The 15,689-nt window shown below is 64.3% G+C and carries 26 protein-coding genes; 8 read left to right on the top strand and 18 right to left on the bottom strand.

The genetic code is table 11. The features are described 5' to 3' along the window. Window positions 1–10: 10 nt before the first annotated feature. From BH93_RS11350 to BH93_RS11360, 3 genes are all read left to right on the top strand, one after another. Window positions 11–478: an NUDIX domain-containing protein gene (locus BH93_RS11350; protein ID WP_032379149.1), complete on the top strand. Its 468-nt coding sequence runs from the start codon at window positions 11–13 to the stop codon at window positions 476–478. Between the two features lie 74 nt (window positions 479–552). After that, window positions 553–732 (top strand): hypothetical protein, encoded by a 180-nt coding sequence (locus BH93_RS11355; RefSeq protein ID WP_032379148.1) that lies wholly within the window; start codon window positions 553–555, stop codon window positions 730–732. A gap of 55 nt (window positions 733–787) precedes the next feature. Next, the gene (locus tag BH93_RS11360) at window positions 788–2,254 is read left to right on the top strand and encodes an MFS transporter (RefSeq protein ID WP_032379147.1); all 1,467 of its coding nucleotides are present in this window, start codon (window positions 788–790) and stop codon (window positions 2,252–2,254) included. A gap of 10 nt (window positions 2,255–2,264) precedes the next feature. Here the strand turns inward: BH93_RS11360 and BH93_RS11365 are convergent, their stop codons facing one another. After that, window positions 2,265–2,987: a GAF and ANTAR domain-containing protein gene (locus tag BH93_RS11365; protein WP_037177873.1), complete on the bottom strand. Its 723-nt coding sequence runs from the start codon at window positions 2,985–2,987 to the stop codon at window positions 2,265–2,267. Between the two features lie 113 nt (window positions 2,988–3,100). Here BH93_RS11365 and BH93_RS11370 point away from each other — a divergent pair, with 113 nt between their 5' ends. The 4 genes from BH93_RS11370 (at window position 3,101) to BH93_RS11385 (ending at window position 6,391) form a co-directional block, all read left to right on the top strand. Beyond that, on the top strand, window positions 3,101–3,568 hold the full coding sequence (locus BH93_RS11370; RefSeq protein ID WP_032379146.1) for a universal stress protein: 468 nt from the start codon (window positions 3,101–3,103) through the stop codon (window positions 3,566–3,568). A 104-nt stretch (window positions 3,569–3,672) separates the two neighbouring features. Beyond that, window positions 3,673–5,463 carry a TIGR03767 family metallophosphoesterase gene (locus BH93_RS11375; protein ID WP_037177297.1) on the top strand — a complete coding sequence of 597 codons (1,791 nt, stop codon included), beginning with the start codon at window positions 3,673–3,675 and terminating at the stop codon, window positions 5,461–5,463. Then, window positions 5,460–5,810: a hypothetical protein gene (locus BH93_RS11380; protein WP_037177298.1), complete on the top strand. Its 351-nt coding sequence runs from the start codon at window positions 5,460–5,462 to the stop codon at window positions 5,808–5,810. Before BH93_RS11375 ends, BH93_RS11380 begins: the two co-directional genes overlap by 4 nt. Next, window positions 5,807–6,391 (top strand): hypothetical protein, encoded by a 585-nt coding sequence (locus BH93_RS11385; RefSeq protein ID WP_155291126.1) that lies wholly within the window; start codon window positions 5,807–5,809, stop codon window positions 6,389–6,391. The genes BH93_RS11380 and BH93_RS11385 overlap by 4 nt, the downstream gene beginning before the upstream one ends. Window positions 6,392–6,427: 36 nt before the next feature. Here BH93_RS11385 and BH93_RS11390 read toward each other — a convergent pair whose 3' ends face one another. Then, window positions 6,428–7,048 carry a YdeI/OmpD-associated family protein gene (locus BH93_RS11390; protein WP_037177300.1) on the bottom strand — a complete coding sequence of 207 codons (621 nt, stop codon included), beginning with the start codon at window positions 7,046–7,048 and terminating at the stop codon, window positions 6,428–6,430. 366 nt (window positions 7,049–7,414) lie between these two features. Between BH93_RS11390 and BH93_RS11395 the strand changes: the two genes are divergently transcribed. Continuing rightward, window positions 7,415–7,579, top strand: a complete 165-nt coding sequence (locus BH93_RS11395) for a hypothetical protein (protein WP_155291127.1) — start codon at window positions 7,415–7,417, stop codon at window positions 7,577–7,579. A gap of 153 nt (window positions 7,580–7,732) precedes the next feature. Here the strand turns inward: BH93_RS11395 and BH93_RS11400 are convergent, their stop codons facing one another. The 16 genes from BH93_RS11400 to BH93_RS11475 all read right to left on the bottom strand — a co-directional run bounded on the left by BH93_RS11400 (window position 7,733) and on the right by BH93_RS11475 (window position 15,576). Further along, the gene (locus BH93_RS11400) at window positions 7,733–8,059 is read right to left on the bottom strand and encodes a hypothetical protein (RefSeq protein ID WP_037177301.1); all 327 of its coding nucleotides are present in this window, start codon (window positions 8,057–8,059) and stop codon (window positions 7,733–7,735) included. Next, entirely contained in the window at window positions 8,059–8,772 is a 714-nt protein-coding gene (locus BH93_RS11405) for a DUF4417 domain-containing protein (RefSeq protein ID WP_037177302.1), read from the bottom strand. Before BH93_RS11405 ends, BH93_RS11400 begins: the two co-directional genes overlap by 1 nt. Window positions 8,773–8,922: 150 nt before the next feature. Beyond that, window positions 8,923–9,318 (bottom strand): hypothetical protein, encoded by a 396-nt coding sequence (locus BH93_RS11410; RefSeq protein WP_052065850.1) that lies wholly within the window; start codon window positions 9,316–9,318, stop codon window positions 8,923–8,925. A 211-nt stretch (window positions 9,319–9,529) separates the two neighbouring features. After that, the gene (locus BH93_RS11415; protein WP_037177307.1) at window positions 9,530–9,970 is read right to left on the bottom strand and encodes a hypothetical protein; all 441 of its coding nucleotides are present in this window, start codon (window positions 9,968–9,970) and stop codon (window positions 9,530–9,532) included. Beyond that, window positions 9,963–10,376 (bottom strand): hypothetical protein, encoded by a 414-nt coding sequence (locus BH93_RS11420; RefSeq protein WP_037177309.1) that lies wholly within the window; start codon window positions 10,374–10,376, stop codon window positions 9,963–9,965. The genes BH93_RS11415 and BH93_RS11420 overlap by 8 nt, the downstream gene beginning before the upstream one ends. 3 nt (window positions 10,377–10,379) lie before the next feature. Then, complete coding sequence (locus tag BH93_RS11425) at window positions 10,380–11,270, bottom strand: major capsid protein (RefSeq protein WP_037177311.1); 891 nt, start codon at window positions 11,268–11,270, stop codon at window positions 10,380–10,382. Between the two features lie 13 nt (window positions 11,271–11,283). Further along, window positions 11,284–11,649 carry a capsid cement protein gene (locus BH93_RS11430; RefSeq protein WP_037177312.1) on the bottom strand — a complete coding sequence of 122 codons (366 nt, stop codon included), beginning with the start codon at window positions 11,647–11,649 and terminating at the stop codon, window positions 11,284–11,286. Continuing rightward, window positions 11,646–12,263, bottom strand: a complete 618-nt coding sequence (locus tag BH93_RS11435; RefSeq protein WP_052065851.1) for a hypothetical protein — start codon at window positions 12,261–12,263, stop codon at window positions 11,646–11,648. Before BH93_RS11435 ends, BH93_RS11430 begins: the two co-directional genes overlap by 4 nt. 5 nt (window positions 12,264–12,268) lie before the next feature. After that, window positions 12,269–12,661 carry a helix-turn-helix domain-containing protein gene (locus BH93_RS11440; protein ID WP_052065854.1) on the bottom strand — a complete coding sequence of 131 codons (393 nt, stop codon included), beginning with the start codon at window positions 12,659–12,661 and terminating at the stop codon, window positions 12,269–12,271. Further along, a complete protein-coding gene (locus BH93_RS11445) occupies window positions 12,658–13,035 on the bottom strand; it encodes a hypothetical protein (protein WP_037177316.1) in 378 nt (125 codons plus the stop codon). Before BH93_RS11445 ends, BH93_RS11440 begins: the two co-directional genes overlap by 4 nt. Before the next feature lie 217 nt (window positions 13,036–13,252). After that, on the bottom strand, window positions 13,253–13,588 hold the full coding sequence (locus BH93_RS11450; RefSeq protein WP_052065856.1) for a WhiB family transcriptional regulator: 336 nt from the start codon (window positions 13,586–13,588) through the stop codon (window positions 13,253–13,255). After that, window positions 13,585–13,761, bottom strand: a complete 177-nt coding sequence (locus tag BH93_RS11455; RefSeq protein WP_155291128.1) for a hypothetical protein — start codon at window positions 13,759–13,761, stop codon at window positions 13,585–13,587. The genes BH93_RS11450 and BH93_RS11455 overlap by 4 nt, the downstream gene beginning before the upstream one ends. A 210-nt stretch (window positions 13,762–13,971) precedes the next feature. Further along, on the bottom strand, window positions 13,972–14,415 hold the full coding sequence (locus BH93_RS11460) for a helix-turn-helix domain-containing protein (RefSeq protein WP_037177319.1): 444 nt from the start codon (window positions 14,413–14,415) through the stop codon (window positions 13,972–13,974). Further along, a complete protein-coding gene (locus BH93_RS11465; protein WP_155291129.1) occupies window positions 14,412–14,654 on the bottom strand; it encodes a hypothetical protein in 243 nt (80 codons plus the stop codon). Before BH93_RS11465 ends, BH93_RS11460 begins: the two co-directional genes overlap by 4 nt. A gap of 11 nt (window positions 14,655–14,665) precedes the next feature. Continuing rightward, window positions 14,666–14,989 carry a hypothetical protein gene (locus tag BH93_RS11470; protein WP_037177321.1) on the bottom strand — a complete coding sequence of 108 codons (324 nt, stop codon included), beginning with the start codon at window positions 14,987–14,989 and terminating at the stop codon, window positions 14,666–14,668. Then, on the bottom strand, window positions 14,989–15,576 hold the full coding sequence (locus BH93_RS11475; RefSeq protein ID WP_037177322.1) for a hypothetical protein: 588 nt from the start codon (window positions 15,574–15,576) through the stop codon (window positions 14,989–14,991). Before BH93_RS11475 ends, BH93_RS11470 begins: the two co-directional genes overlap by 1 nt. Window positions 15,577–15,689 lie beyond the last annotated feature (113 nt).

Raw genomic sequence — 15,689 nt, forward strand, 5'->3', positions numbered from 1 at the left:
CGCTGAGCCGATGGTCGATACGAGTGCAGGAATTCTGTTGTACCGCGTCGGTGCCGACGGACCGGATGTTCTGATCGCTCACCCCGGCGGACCGTTCTGGGCACGCAAGGACGAGGGAGCATGGTCGATCGTCAAAGGGCTGCTCACCGACGGAGAAGACCCGTGGACTGCGGCCCGGCGGGAGTTTCGAGAGGAAGTCGGTATCGACGTCCCGGCCGGAGAGTCCGTGGAGCTCGGCACCGTTACGCAGCGCAGCGGGAAGATCGTCATCGGATTTGGCATCGAAGCCGATCTCGATGTCTCGAATGCGGTGAGCAACACATTCGAGATCGAGTGGCCACCGAAGTCCGGTCGTTTGGAGTCGTTCCCCGAGGTCGACCGCATCGAATGGTTCCCGCTCGAACAGGCCAGAGCCAAGCTGCTGCCGGCGCAGCACCCGTTCCTCGACGCTGTGGAGACGGTCGTCGCATCGCGATAGTTTCGGCACGCGGGCCCGGGGTATCCAGCGGCCGGAAATGACGAGATTCGCAGATGCAGGGTGGGAAGTGAATCATGATGCCGACGGATTCGTCCAGCGCACAGACCATGGTGGAAACGTCTCCGGTCGAAACGTCCGTGGTGGATACCTCACTCCTGGAGACACGGTGGGGCGGACGCGTCGTCGCGTCGGCGTTCGTCGTGTTGGCCGCGGGACTGTCGTGGGTGTTCGCGGCAACTGCCATGATCGGCTAGCGACCATCGGTCGGTTGGCCGATACTGCTCAGCTACGACTACGAAGGGCAGCACAGTGACCGACCGCAGTGTCTCCGCAACACCACCGGCAATCGAGGTACCCAAGCGCGCCTGGCAGGCGCTGGTGGTTCTGTTGCTGGGTATGTTCATGGCACTGCTCGACACCACCATCGTGAACGTGGCTCTACCGACCATCAGCACCACGTTGGATGCGTCGGAATCGGTTCTGTCTTGGATCATCTCGGGGTACGCACTGGCATTCGGCCTGGCTCTGATTCCAGCGGGCAAGGTAGGCGACCGCGTCGGTCACAAATGGGTGTTCTTCACCGGCCTCGCGTTGTTCACCGTCGCGAGCTTCGCGTGTGGTCTCGCTCAGGACGACCTGCAGTTGGTCGTCGCCAGGGTCGTACAAGGCCTGGCGGGCGGCATGTTCGTACCCGCGGTCACCGCATTCATACAGTTGCTGTTTCCGGGGCCTGTGCGAGGTAAGGCTTTTGCCATCATGGGTGCCGTCATCGGAGTGTCGACGGCGCTGGGACCCATCGTCGGCGGCCTGATCATTCAGGCGTTCGGCGACGAGAACGGGTGGCGGTTGGTCTTCTGGGTCAATCTGCCCATCGGAATCGTCGGTCTGGTCGCTGCCGCTGTATTGCTACCGAACAAGGATGATTCCGCTCCCACGTCCCGCCCCGGAATCGATTGGCTCGGACTGGTTCTCATCTCCGCAGGACTGATAGCCCTGCTCGTTCCGTTGATCGAGGGCCAAGAACTGGGCTGGCCGCTGTGGACTTACGTGACGATCGCTGCTGGTCTGGGCCTGATCGCGGCGTTCGGGTGGTGGGAGGTGATCCACACCGGCCGTGGACACAGTCCGCTGGTGCCACCGCGGCTGTTCACCCGCCCGGCGTTCACCGGTGGAGTGATCCTCGCCCTCGTCTATTTCGCGGCCTTCACCAGTATCTTCTTCACCATCTCGCTGCTGTGGCAGACCGGGCTCGGCAATACGGCGCTGTCGTCGGGACTGGTGTCGATACCGTTCGCGATCGGCAGCATCATCGCCTCCTCGCAGAGCAACAGGCTGACCATCCGTCTCGGTCGCACCGTTCTGGTGCTCGGAGCGTCACTGGTCTCGATCGGACTGATCTGGCTGTGGGTCATCCTGGCCACAAGTTCGGCCGACACCATCTCGCACTGGACGCTGATGGTTCCGCTGTTCGTCGCAGGCCTGGGCAACGGAGCCTTCATTGCACCCAACGCGCAGTTCATCGTCGCGACGGTGGATCGCGATGACGCGGGAGCGGCGAGCGGGGTGATCTCCACGATGCAGCGTGTCGGCTCCGCGATCGGGATCGCCGTGATCGGCAGCGTGCTGTTCGGGTCGTTGAACATCACCGGTCCCGATACTGTCGGATCGGGTTTTCTGCACGGGGCAGCCATGGCGATGGCAGTCAGTGCAGCATTCAGTGTGGTGGCGCTGGCGCTGGTCTTCGCGCTCCCCAAGAAGGTTCAGGGCGCGCGCTGAACCGACTTGCTCAGCTGGTCAAGCCCTTGCTGTGCCGATCGACGACAGACGCTGCAAGGTCGGCAATCTTGACGTTCAGGTCCTGGGAAGACTTGCGCAGCAAAGCGAAGGCCTCGTCACCGGACACGTCGTGCAGTGCCATGATCAAACCGATGGCCTTGCCGATCTCCCTGTTGCTTTCGAGCCCGTCACGAAGCGTCGACGCTTCCTGCCCGTTCATGACCGCGGCAACGGTGACCGCTGTGAACGCCGTCAGAATGATCGCCTTGCTCGCGCTGTCGGTGTCGAACACGCCTGGCTGGTCGGTGAACAGGTTGAGCGCGCCCACCTTCTGATCGTCCACCTTGAGCCGAAATCCCATGGCACCTCGCACCGGCGTGCGGTTCAACACACCGCGAGCCATCGCAGGCCATTGGGTAGGAGTGCGGAAGTCGGCTTCGAGCTGGGCCGCCTCGCTGGTGATCGCGTCCAGGCACGGGCCCTCGCCGGTAGCGCGCTCGATATCGTCGACAACGCGAGCGATGTCGTCCGAGGCTGCGACAGTGACGGGCTTTCCGTGGCGCATCAGCATCAGGCTGGCGTGATCGCAATGCGGAACGATCAGTACGGCGGCGTTGCAGATCGCGGTGTAGATCGCCTCGGCGCTGCTGCCTCGGTACACGATGTCGGCCAGAGCGGCGAACACAGTTGCCGGGTCGGTCGACGGGCTGTCGTGCTGCGAGACGTCGTTCACTTGCAACTCCCGTCCTGTGTGATCGTTCGAGCAACCGGTACTCGATGTGAAGCAACCGTACCGCCACCGCATGGGGTGTTCGAACGGGCGGGTACCGGCAGTAGCCTCAGGTCGTGAGCGATGCGCAGGAGTCCACCGGGTTCGAGTACGGCCACGACGGACCGAAATCGATCGTGGTGGGCGTCGATGGGTCCGATTCGTCCTGGCGTGCCGCCGCCTACGCCGCAGGACTCGCCCGAAGACAACGATCGCTGCTGGTACTGGTGTACGTACAACCCATCGCCACGGCGTCCTGGGGCCAGGCCGGCATCTCACTCGTCGAAACGGGTCAGCAGATCGCCGACGAGTTGCTCGACTACATCAGAACGTCGGCTGCCCGGTTCGGAGATCGGGAGCACGTGCGCTGGGAGTTTCGTACCGCGCAGGGAGATCCGTACAACGGGCTGATCGCCGTGGCAGAACAATTGCGCACCGACGCCGTCGTCGTGGGGGCATCGGAGAATGCGGGACATCGAATAGCAGGCTCGGTGGCGGTGCGGTTGGTAAAAGCAGGCCGGTGGCCGGTGACCGTGGTGCCCTGAACGGGGCGAAATCGAGCCGATCTGCGGCCTGCCCTGTAAAAATAGGCAGTCACCTCGTCGGATGCGAGGCGCACGTGGTGCCGTTTTCGGATCCGAGGAGTTCCATGACCGGGCTTTCGCGTAGACAATTCGTGGCGCGCGTGGGGACTCTCGCGGCGGTGTGGGGAATCGCACCCCACGTGTTGGGTCAGGCTCTGGTTGCCCGCGCTCAGCCTGCGGGTGCTGCCGCGACCGGAACGCTGGCGCAGACGATTCTTCGATCCTCGAGCGGGCCGGGGCAGTATCGCGTCCTGGGTGCCGGGCCCGGGGAGCCGTACGTGCCTCGGCTGGACATTCTGGGCCGAGCACCCCAGCCGTCACGGGTGCAGTCGCGGCGGTCGTTGCTCTACCTCGGGCACCTGTCGGACATGCATGTCATCGATGCCCAATCGCCAGGCCGGATCGAGCCCATGATCGTCTCCGATCACGCTGCGTGGGGGTCGGCATTCCATCCGCAGGATCCGCTGACCGTGCACGTCACCGCCGCGATGGTGAAGGCTTTTGCCGATGCACGGATCAGTCCGGTCACCGGGGCGCCGATGGGAGCCGCGGTGGTCACCGGAGACAGCGCCGACATGCATTCCCATCTCGAATTGCGCTGGTACATAGATGTTCTCGACGGTGTCCCGGTGAGGCCCACGAGCGGCGCTGCGGACGTCTTCGAGGGTGTTCAGGCGTGGCCAGAGGCGCAGTGGGCCTATCGGCCGGGCGATCCGTCGGGAGGGTCGTTCGGCGACTACGGATTCCCGACGCTTCCCGACCTTCTCACTCAGGCGATGTCGGGAACCGTCGAGTCGGTGGGGCTCCCCGTGCCGTGGTACTCGGTCTACGGAAATCACGACACCCTCTTGCTCGGCACGTTCGATCTGTCCTCGCAACTGCACGCCCTCGCCGTCGGTGGTCGCAAGGCGTACACCCTGGAGGCGACGGCCACCTCGGCACTCGCCGGCTATGCGTCGACCGCCAGTCCGTTGCAGCGGATGATCGATGCGCTCGGCGTCGGATCCGGTGCGCGACCCGGCTTTCGGGCGGTGTCGGCCGATCCGGCGCGATACCTGTTCGAGCAACGCGAGTTCATGGAGGAGCACTTCGAGACCACCCCGACGCCGGGTCCGATCGGCCACGGCTTCACCCAACACAACCTCGATTCCGGCGAGACCTGGTGGACGGCAGACCCCACCCCGAACATTCGCACGTTCGGACTCGACACCTGCAACGCAGTCGCCGGACCCGACGGTGCAGTACCCGAGAATCAATTCGACTGGCTCACCGGCCAGTTGGAGCAAGCACAGGCCGAGAACAAGTTGGTGTTGATCTACACCCACCACAACAGCCTGACATTGGAGAACCGAGCGCAGCGGCCAGGGCAGTCGGTAAAGCTTTATGGTGCAGACGAATTCATCGACCTGCTGTTGAAATACCCGGTGGTGATCGGCTGGCTCAACGGCCACACCCACCAGAATCAGATCCTGGCGCACTCGCGAGACGGACGCGGATTTTGGGAGATCACCACCGCGTCGTGCATCGATTTCCCGCAGCAGCAGCAAGTGGTCGAGATCGTCGACAACCGGGACGGGACTCTGTCGCTGTTCACGACTGTGCTCGATCACGCATCTCCGGTCACGCCCGGAAACAGCGGCAGTTACCTGGATCTGGCGTCGCGTAGCCGTGAACTGGCGGCCAACGACTGGGCCGAGAATCCGCTGATGCGACGAGGATCGCGTCTGGATCGCAACACCGAACTGCTGCTTCCCGCGCCGTTCGACCTGAGCACCATCACCGACGCGGCGCTCGAGCAACAGCACCTCGACGAGCATGCGCGACTGATCGCCTACGAGACGAGGCAGGGCCGATGAACAGTGTTCGCAGGAAGATCCTTGCCCTGTCCGCGGTGATGGTCTGCGCGGGGTGCTCGCAGACCGCAGCGCTTGCGCCGGTCGGCGGAGCCGAGCTCGGAAACCTGCGTTACGCAGTCAACGACGTCCTGCTCGAGCAGGGTATCGAGATACTGGTCGCGCCGGTGTGCTCGGGTACAGGTGCCGATATCGAATGTGCCGGAAAGACAACCGGTAACGAGGCGATTACCGGTTCGGCTACCTCGGACGACGCGAGCACCGTCGAGATCAAGGTCGGTACGAAGGTTCTCTACTCGGGCTCCGTGCAGGACGTGCTCGATCGCAACTCGACGGTCGGTGCGCCGTGAGGGGGAGTGTGGTTCTGGCTGCCGTGGTGGTCGTGTCGGCACTGATTCAGGCGCTGACTGTGCTGGGGGATCCGGTTCCGACGTCGTCTCTCGGTTTCGCGGGATTGGTGCTGGCTTCTGTTGCCGCGGTGGTACTTGCACTGTGGATCACCGCGTCGACGGCACTCGATGTGGTGGACGGCAACGCATCCGGTGCGCTGGGTCGGGCCTGGCGACGGCCGGTCGTGCTGGTGTGGTGCGTGGTGCTGACCGGGGTGGCCGTTGCGCTCGCAATCCTCTTCCCGCTGCTCCCGGCTATCGTGATTCTGGTTGCGTTGCTGGTGCTTCCGGCCGCGGTCGACGGGCACCGAAATCCGTTCCACGCAGTCTTGGCTATTGTCCGGAGGTCTCCAGGGCGGTGCGCAGTCGCGGCTGTCGTCACGATCCTGGCCTACATCCTCGGCTGGGTGGTGGCACTGGTCCTGGGTTTCTTCGTCACCGGTGTAGTGGCGGCATTCGTGACGTGGCTGTGGTTCGGCACCACTGCCGCTGTGCTGCTGGTCTATTGGTCGCGGCTGTACCGAAGGGCAACACCGCTTTGACCGCGGTCGACGGCACTCGGCCGCTCGGACCGGGATTCAGCCGCGAGCTCGTCGACCGGCCGCGGCCTCGGCGACGACCTGAGTGATTCGACCTGCACGAGTGTCGTCTCGCACGGCGCTGACAATCCACCAGAGCATCTGCTTGCGAGCGCTTGGTGGAAAGCCGTCCCAGGTGCTCCGAGCGCTCGGGTTTCGGTCCAGCGCCGTGGTCAGTTCGAGAGGTTCCTGGAGGTCTTCGACCTGATCGGCAATCGTCCACCAGCCGTTGGACTTCGCGGCAGCGATGGCACGGCGACCTGCTTCGGTCATGAGGCCGCTGTCTTCCATATCGGCTGCGCGTTGTCGGTTCAGACGCGTCCACGGGCTCTTGGGCCTGCGCGGCGTGAACAGCTGCAGGCTGCGCTCCTCGTCGAGGTTGCTGCCGGTGGAATCGATCCAACCGAAGCAGATTGCTTCCTCGACGGCATCGGGGTACGGGCAGCGCGGTCGGTCGGTGGTGTTGCGCCACGAACACAGCCACATGCCTCGGGTCGAGGTGTGATTGTGTGCCAGCCAGGTGCGCCACTGTGCCCGAGTTTCGGCGTGAAAAATCGGGTAGTCGAATTTCCACGTTGCCGGGTGGTCGGATGCAGACGAAGAAGATTCCGACGCAGTCACGTGCTCGCGCAATCGACTCGTGCCGGTGTTGCCCTGCTGCAGTTCCGCATTTCTTCAGTGTGCTCGTTGTCGAGGGCGTGTGCTGCCGCATTGTTGGGTGAAGTTCCCGAACACCGGACTTCGACACCGTGGTGGGGCGGGCGGGGCTCGAACCCGCGACCAATGGACTAGCGGTAGGGGCGGCCCGTTAGGTCCCACTGGATGCCCTACAGTGTTGTTAGGCAACACGACTCGGGTGGCAGAGTGCCCATCCATTCCGGCCTGTTCTCGCAAGTTCCCGTTCATTATCGATGAATAAACGATGGTCGTATTGCCTGGCTGTAGAGTCCGGTCGTCAAGGTCGGATCTGGAGCGAAAGGGACAAGCATGGCTACGTTCATTCTGAATGAGGGATACGACGGTGCACGTGAAATCGAGGCGCACCAGTTTGCAGAGGCGGGGTCGTTCGTAATCTTCTACGACGGCAGTGGTGATCAGGTGTTGGCATGCCCGACCGGCCGAGTGCACGTAATCACCCGCAAACCGGACTAGGGTCGACCACCCCTTCTCGCGGTTGGCCGTGAGAAGGGGGTGCGGCAGACGGACCCCAACTGTGTAAATTTCCAACACGGTTGGGGGGCTGACATTGAGCATGACGCACTGTCGCCCTCACATACGTAATACCTGCTCAGGTTCGCTACGTTGCTAGATCAGTTCGAGCCGGTGCATCTGGTTGCCGCCGATCACCGGCAGTTTGCGCTCTCGGTCTGTCAGGTCTCCGCTGTAGGCGTGCTCGTAGACCACCCACACGTCAGCGCGGCGGCCAGCGCGGAGCATGTCCGCGAACTCATCCATCGACATGCCTGATGCGTCGTAGAGGTCGATCACCTTGACCACCCCGGCGCTGTTTTCGAGGCCTCGTGCGATCTGAGCGAGGTCGGCCACCGACTGGGCACGTTTCGGTGTGGCCGAGGGCGGGGTGACGCTCGGAGGGATTGCGACGGTGCGGCCCGTCGAGCCACGCCCGCCCATCACAGACCACCGACCGTCGCGGCGTCGGTCGCGTCTCGCTTGCGACGATCCCAGTGGGTCGGATATTCGACCACGGGCGGCAATTCAAGCCCGTCGACGTGCCGCAGTCGGCCGTAGGCGAGCAGTATCGACGGCCGCAACCGCTCGATAACCTGCTCGAGTCCGTCACGGAATGCACGAATGCTGTCGGTGTCTCCCGATCGCACCCCGACGCTGGACACGGCGACCGTCGCTCCGGCCTCCAGTCCTGCGAATGCGTAGTCGTAGCTCGCTCGATCGGACCAGGACACCGTGGGGATGACGTCGACGCCGAGGGCCTGCCAGTACGCGGCCACCCACCGGGAGCGGTAGACGTTCCACACCGACGCGGCCCGCGGCATTCCTCGCCACAGCGAGAAGTCGGGCGACAGTGCACAGCCGACAGCGATCGCACGACGAGCAGACCGCTCGGGCGAGGACCAGACCGTCTCGAAACGGTAGTCGTCGAGGAAGAAATGCACCGCGCCACCGGTCTCGGCGGCGTGCTGGCGCTGGCGCTCGACGTGCCATGCCGCGAGATTGGCCGGCATCGCGTGCGATGGCGCGAGGTCTGGGATGCCGTGCTCGTTGCTCGACGGAAACAGCGTCCGGAGGTTGAGCGCATCGAGGCGGCCCGGGTTGGTCTGCCACCGAGTACTCGAGCGAGTGCCGTGAATGCCGGTGATCGTCGTCATGGCTGGTGACCTTTCGGAAAACAGGGTGCCGGTGTCGGCATCGTGGCTGGTGGGGCTACTTGCCGGGACGTTTTGGGGCCCGCTGTAAAAATCCATGGGGACCGGGCAGTCCCCATGAGGGCGGGGTGGGCTTCGTAATAATCGAGGGGGTCACTTCATGTCCGGCCAGTCCATGAAACGCGTACCGAGTGCGAGCTCCTCCTCGCCCAGTCGCGGCTCCTTCCTGACGCTCGTCCCATCCGCCCACTCCCAAGGTGGTACGTCGGTCACGGCCGGTCGCTCGGCGTCGCGAGAACCATCCTGACGCTGCGAGTTACAGCGGCCGTGCAGAAGACGATCGGCCCTGCCGCCGGACCGTGCGTTCGCGCCTGAGTGATCAGCGGCCAGCGGCTTCTCGTCCCAGTTCGATTCCGGATCCTTGAAAAGTGGCAGATCGCACCAAAAGCAGGGGCTGCCGTCGATGTGCCGGTACAGCAGGTTCTTGCGCACCGTCACATGGTCATAGCCGTAGCCACGCTCGTGCCTTGATTTGCTCGTTCCGGTCATATCGGCGCTCCTGATGAGGTGTGAGTGATGAACGAAGCCCCCGACCCCGTAGCGAGGTCAGGGGCTTCGAGGGTTCGGCGCTGGCGGGCTTAGGTGACGGGCAGACACCCTCAGGGGTGCCACCGAGTGCCCGCGTGCCGCCATGCATTCCGCTTCCCATGGAAGGCCTCGAAAGATCGGGAGCGGTGAGTTTGACGCCGAAGATCGGGGGTCAGCGGAACCAGGCAGCCTCTTGCACGACCTCTTCGTGCTCCTGACCGTGTCCGGCCTCGCTGAGCGGCACTGCGAGCTCGTTCGGGATCGAGGCGAGCGTGTCGGCCATCGTCGGGTCGGCGGTGATCGCTGTGACCCAGTGCTGGATGCGCGAGGGGGCGATCGCGCCGCGTGCCACGGCATCCTCGACCTTGGCGCGCACCTGACGGGTCTGCTCGGCGGCCGCGATGACCTTGCCCTGCTCTGCGTCGTGGCGGAGCTGTGCGAGTGCGGTCGGGTCGAGCCCTGCGGCGGCTGCGACCTGCTCGGGGGTCGGTTCCGGCGCGGTGACCAGTTCCTCGACGGCCGCGAGCACGGTATCGACCGCGGCGTCGGCGGGCAGGGCTAGTGCCTCGAGCAGTGCGGTCCATGTGGCTTCGGGAACGGTGGTGTCAGCCATTCGTGTTCTCCTTCGGGGTGTCGAGTTGCGTTACGGCAGCGATGATTTCGTCTTTGTCGAGCGCGTCGGCATCGATGCCTCTCTTCTGCGCGTAGGCCGCCCACACGGCTTTCGTGGCCGCCGTCTTCGGGCGATCGAGCGCCGGGGGCGTCGAGGTGACGTTCGGGATGGACGTGCCCTCGGTAGTGCCGGGTTCGCCTGCCGAGAGCGGTTCGTCCTGAACCCCTGTTGCCGCGTCGAGGTCGCCTGCATCGTGCAGGTCTCCTGCGGGCTCGAACACGCCGAGGTGCTCGAATTCGGCGACGATGCTGTCGTCGATGTCGACGGTCTGGCCGTGTGTCGCCAGGCGCGCGGTGCCGTCCTCGGTCCACGAGAACAGTGCGTGTGCGATGGTCACCAGGGCCATGGCTCAGCCTGCCAATCCGACGAGCTTCTTCACCGCATAGGGCCTTTCGAGCGCGAACGCGGGGACTGCGAAGCCCTGGACCCACTTCGAGCGGATCGAGCGGTCGTCCCAGGTGTCGACGGTCAGGGGGAACTCGAATCCGACCGTTCCGGCCTGTCCCTTCTGCAGGGCGTAGCCGATGCCCGGCGTCAGGCGCGGTGTCGAGAAGATGCCCGCGGTCAGTCCGGCCGACTTGAGCACGTCGTCGAGGTTCTCGCCGTAGGCGACCTTGAGTGCGCGCTCCTGGTTCGGGTGCAGCACCAGCAGGTCGTTCTGCACGCCGAGTTCCTGCAGGTCGTTCGCGAGCTGTGCGTCGGCGAAGTCAGCGGCGGGCCGTGCTGCGTTCGGCGTCAGGTTTGCCTCGGGTCCGGTGGTGATCACGGTGTTCCAGTTATGCCCGGCGATGGTGTTCTCGGCACCGATACCTGCATCGACGACGGCCAGAGCCGAATCGTTCAACTTTCGGACGATTGTGTTCGTGAGCTGCGTCGTCTGCTGGTCCAAGTAACTCGCGTCGTTGCGCTTGACCCGCTCGTCGGAGATCGAGAATTTCCCTCCCCAATCCTCGGGCTTTGCCAGCTTCGACTCGGGGTCGACGCCCTCGACGATGGCGTATTCGGTCTCGGGAACGCGCTGCTCGATCGGCTTCGACGTGTAAAAGTCGCTGGCCTTGATTACCGAATAAAGCAGGCCGCCGCCTTCGACGGGAGCCCCGAGAGAAGTGAAGAACTTGTCGAGCACGAGCTGCGGATCGGCCAGCGCGGCAATGCGATTGCGGATGACGCTCTGCTGCTTGAGCGCGACGTCGACGGTGAGCCGACGCCCGTTCAGTTCGGGAATGAGGGAGTTTGCCATGGGTGAATTCCTTTCAGTACAAGCTGATTTCGGCGTCAGCGCCGGATGCGGCACCTGTTACTGCAAACCCGACCGCGATGCCGGAGGTCTTGGTGACGACCTGGCCTGCAGCACCGACCTCGACCTCGGCGTTGGCGGCGATCGTGCCCGCTGCACGGATGAGCACCACCCGTGATGCGCCTCGGCTGACGGCAACGAGTTCACCGGATCCGGCGTCCTCCTTGGCCACACCGAATGCGCGGGCTGCGGCTGGCGCGGGAGCTACGGCGATGTTGCCGCCTACTCGGTTGCCGCTGACGGCGACGAGTCGCTTCGCCAGGACGGCCGAGGTGGCACGGACGGTGACATCGGCACCGGGCTGGTAGACGGAGACGTTCATGTGTTGTCCTTCCGAGATTCGTGCAGCTTCAGTGCTGCGGTGGCAGTGCGGTGGCGGCGGCGGGTCGCGGCCACTTTGATCTGGGCCCGCTGGCGGGCGGTGAGGGTGTCCGTTCCACGCGGTGCGGCCGATGCTCGAGTGAGCGTGACCGGCGTGCCAGCCGATGCTGCGACGGCGACGCCGAAGAGGTCTCCAATGTCGGCCAGGGTGGAGATTCCCGGGCGTGTGACGCCGAGTAGCGAGACGGCGGTGAGGACCAGGGGATACTTCGTGCCATCTGGCATGACGACGTCATGCACGGCTTCGATGGAGCGTCGAGGGAAGGCGCTGGCGGCGATGTCGCTCAACCAGGCAGGAACTCCGACGAGATCGCCGACGAGGGTCTGGTCGCTATCTGCCAGACGGATGTTCTCCACCTGGCCGAGGGCGGGTTCGCCGTCGAACCGTGGATCGACGTGGCCCAGCTTGATTATCGGGCGAGGCACCGCGCCGGATGCGTGCGCTTTCTGAGCGGCGCGGAGCAGGTGCGGAGTGGCGTTGAACGTTCCGGTCGACACCGACCACTTGCCGACCTTCACCAGCTCGACGCTTGCAATTGTCTTCGTTTCAACCACAGCGCTCAACACCGTGGTTGACGAGCGGCCCGTTCGTGCACGGCCGCTGCACTGAGAAACCAACGGCCACCAACACGTCGGCCGCGGATGCTGCCACGGCGCGCGAGGTCGCGGACGGCAGCCGGTGTGCTGCCGAGAATCGCTGCGGCGGTGGCGGTATCGAGGTCACGCCCCGATGATGCACCCTCAGGGCCGATTTCCCCCGAAAGTCTTACGTTGGCGTCAGATTCTCTTACGTCTGCGGCGGATTCGAGCTGTGAGCGCAATAGTTCGAGCTTCGGTGTCGGCCGAGAACCGTTGCGTCGGAGCAGGTTGACGAACAGGTTCATCGCCTCCGCGAGTGTGCGCGCATCCTCGGCCGTGAGGATCACGCCGACGACGCGGCGGATGTCACTCACTCGTCGGCACCGAGGTCTCGACGAAACTGCTTCATCCACGCGGCAAGGTCGGTCGAGTCCCCGGGTGGATCGTCGGTGACGGCCGGAATCCTGGCCTCCGCCTCCAGCCGCGCGGCTCGCATCGCATGAGCGTTGAATACCTCGCTGAGCATGGCGGTTCCAAGCTGCGGGACGATGTCTCGCGCGACGTGCATCAGGGCCAGCATGAGCCGGTCGAGGCGATCTTCTTCCTTCGCGCTGTCGATCAATTCGGTGAGCACATCGTACGAGCGGTCCGGTCGCTGTTCCGATGTCAAGAACACCTCCCACGCGATCGAGGCTCGTCGTCGGTCGGCCCAGTACATGGCCATGGTCGGGCGTCGTTTCTTCGTCATTCCACTGTCTCCCTTGCTGTTTCGATCGTGTCGATGATTCTGTCAGCGAGCCTGACCGCTTCGGTGAATGTGTGAGGTCGGCCGCCGATGGCGACGATGCCGGGCGATCCGAGCGCGACGGGGATCTGCTCGCGATGGTCGCCGCACCGCTTGGAGCGTGAGCGAGTACGCGCGTCGCACCCCTCGGCTTCGCACGTGATTGCGTTCTGGCGGGCCATCACGCAACGTCATCGCTGCGAGGTCGACCTGGTGGCCGGCGGAATTCGGGAAGTCGTCCGGCGAGCACACCGTCCGATGCGGGTTCGTCGATCGACCAATCCCGGCACGGCCCGATTGCCGGGCACTCCCAGCACAGCCGCACGGCTGCTCTGTGGCGCTCTTCGACGTCATCGCGAGACTCACCCTCACCCATCGGGTCGAACAGCTCGCCACGACCGACACAGGCCGCGTCGGGCAGCCGCACCGTCTCCCGAAGCACGTCGGTCAGGATCATCTCGAGTGGCGATCGCGGGTCGGCCCCGCTGTTGATGTTCCGGCTGCGGCGAGTTCTCACAGGTTCTTCCCTGAGTCGTTGATGGTGGCTGTCTGTGCGAGGTGCGGGCGGCATCGAAGGCACGGGATCGGGCGCGCCTCGTCGTCGTAGCCGATCCACCCGTTCGAGCAGTGGTGCGATTGCACGACCGACAGGTGTCGCTCGTCGATCTCTTCGCCGGTTCGATCCTTCACGTGAATCAGAGACTCCTTTCCGGTACGCGCGCATGTGCGGTCGTAAGCCGAGTTCGAAAGCGACCACCCTTGATCTCTGGTTGATCAGTACGTGATTTGCATGATTTAGCGACACTGGTGTCGCTTTGAACTGCCACCAATGTCGTTTCGACTTGCGCAAATGTCGTTTCGACTTGCGCAAATGTCGCTTTGAAATGTCTCAAATGTCGCTTAGACATGGGTATCTCGGAGCAGTCGAGGCGACATGGGTGTCGTTTCCGAATCGACATTCGAAGCGACACCCATGTCGCCTACAGGCCTGCCATCGGGGTCGAGCCATAGTCGATCGAGGACGTCCGGCGGGACTGCCAGCCGGTACTCGGCGGGAGTTCCTTTCCAGTTGTTCGCCGGTCGAGTTCGGACGATCCAACCGTTGTTCCGGAGCCACACCATGCCGCGGTTGACGGTCCGAACAGTGACCTCCATTTCGCGCGCCAGGCGCTCGACACTCGGTCGCACACCGGTCCCGTCTTTCGACGAGCCGAACGTTGCGAGAGTGAGCGCGAGGAACTTGGCCGACCCCGGCATGCGGGTTCGCTTGACGACGCGCTCCCAGTCGAACCTGCCGATAGATTGCGGGCCGTCCTCGCCGTCGAGAACTGGCGCTGCTGTCATAGTGACTCGCGGACCTCCGCGTCGGCCCGGACTCGCTGCTCGTCACGGGCCAGCTCCTTGGAGGTCCACTCCTCCGGGGTAGGAATCGTCGCCAGGACGGTAGCCAAGGCGTCGACGAGATCGACCGCCTCGGTGAGGTCCAGCGAGATACTCGATGACCCGTACACAATCCTGAGGCGTTTACCCTCGACGTCGCGCGTGACGACGACAGGGGCGTTTGTGAGTTCGTCAATTGTCATGAAAGCCATGATCATTTGCCCGTTCTGGTTGGCTCTGCGGCATCCGCGAGCATGGTGAGGGAGGCTGCGAGTCGGCGTGCGTCGTGTGGTTCGATCGACCACGGGCCGAACTCGATTTGCGGGCCGCCGAGCCCGTTGTCGTGAAATACCGCAGTGATCGGTACGTCGTCCCACGAGTCGGCGGCGGCATTGCAGAGCTTGTGGTGGTGCCGTTCGATGAACAGCCGTGGCGCGTCGTCCAGTACGGGATACCGAGTGTCCGGTGGCAGCTCGCTCCACGGCTCGGGCGCGGTCTCGATCGGCGGCTGCGGTCGGTGCCAGAATTTCTCGTCCATCAGGCCACCACATCCGATCGAGCCTCGATGGCGACCGCGCGGCTAGCCTCCTGCAAAAGCTGTGCAGCGAATGCCAGGGCCTCGCGAGGCAGGAACGCCACGTTGGCACCGCAGTTCATCGACAGGTACGGCTGAGTGATCTGACCACGGTCGTTGGCCTGCCAGGTCGTTGAGGCGTAAACCTCGTTTCTGTCGGGACCGATGTACATGCTCGGGGTGCCGACTGTTCCTTCCGATCGGTGCCACTCGCCCTCGAACGCACCGTCTTGACTCTCGGTCTCGATCTCGCCGGGGTTGAGCGCGCGGTAGTCGACGACGGCCTCGATGACCATCTCCACGAACGCGTCGATGTTGCGCGGCAGCACCGTGAGGTCATGGAAGGACTGGCCGCCGTCCTGGTCAGCGCAGTCGATCACGATGTTCGGCTTCTCGGTGAAGGTCTCGTCACCGTCGTGTCCGTCGTAGCGCACCACCTGAGCGACGAACGCGCCCTTGGTGACCTGCGCAAGGATTGTGTCCTGGCCGCCGTTCGGCGCGAGCTCCGCCAGCACCTCTGCGCTTGTGGGGGCGTTGGGTATAGTGGTCATGATCGATCAGTTCCTTCCGGGATGTTGGGATTGGTTATCTCGCCCTCGATCGCGGTTGCCGCCGCGTCGGGGGCGCTTTCGTCCGGCAGTTCGTATGGGTCGGGCGTCAAAGG

The sequence above is a fragment of the Rhodococcoides fascians A25f genome, assembly GCF_000760935.2.
Classification (GTDB): Bacteria; Actinomycetota; Actinomycetes; order Mycobacteriales; family Mycobacteriaceae; genus Rhodococcoides.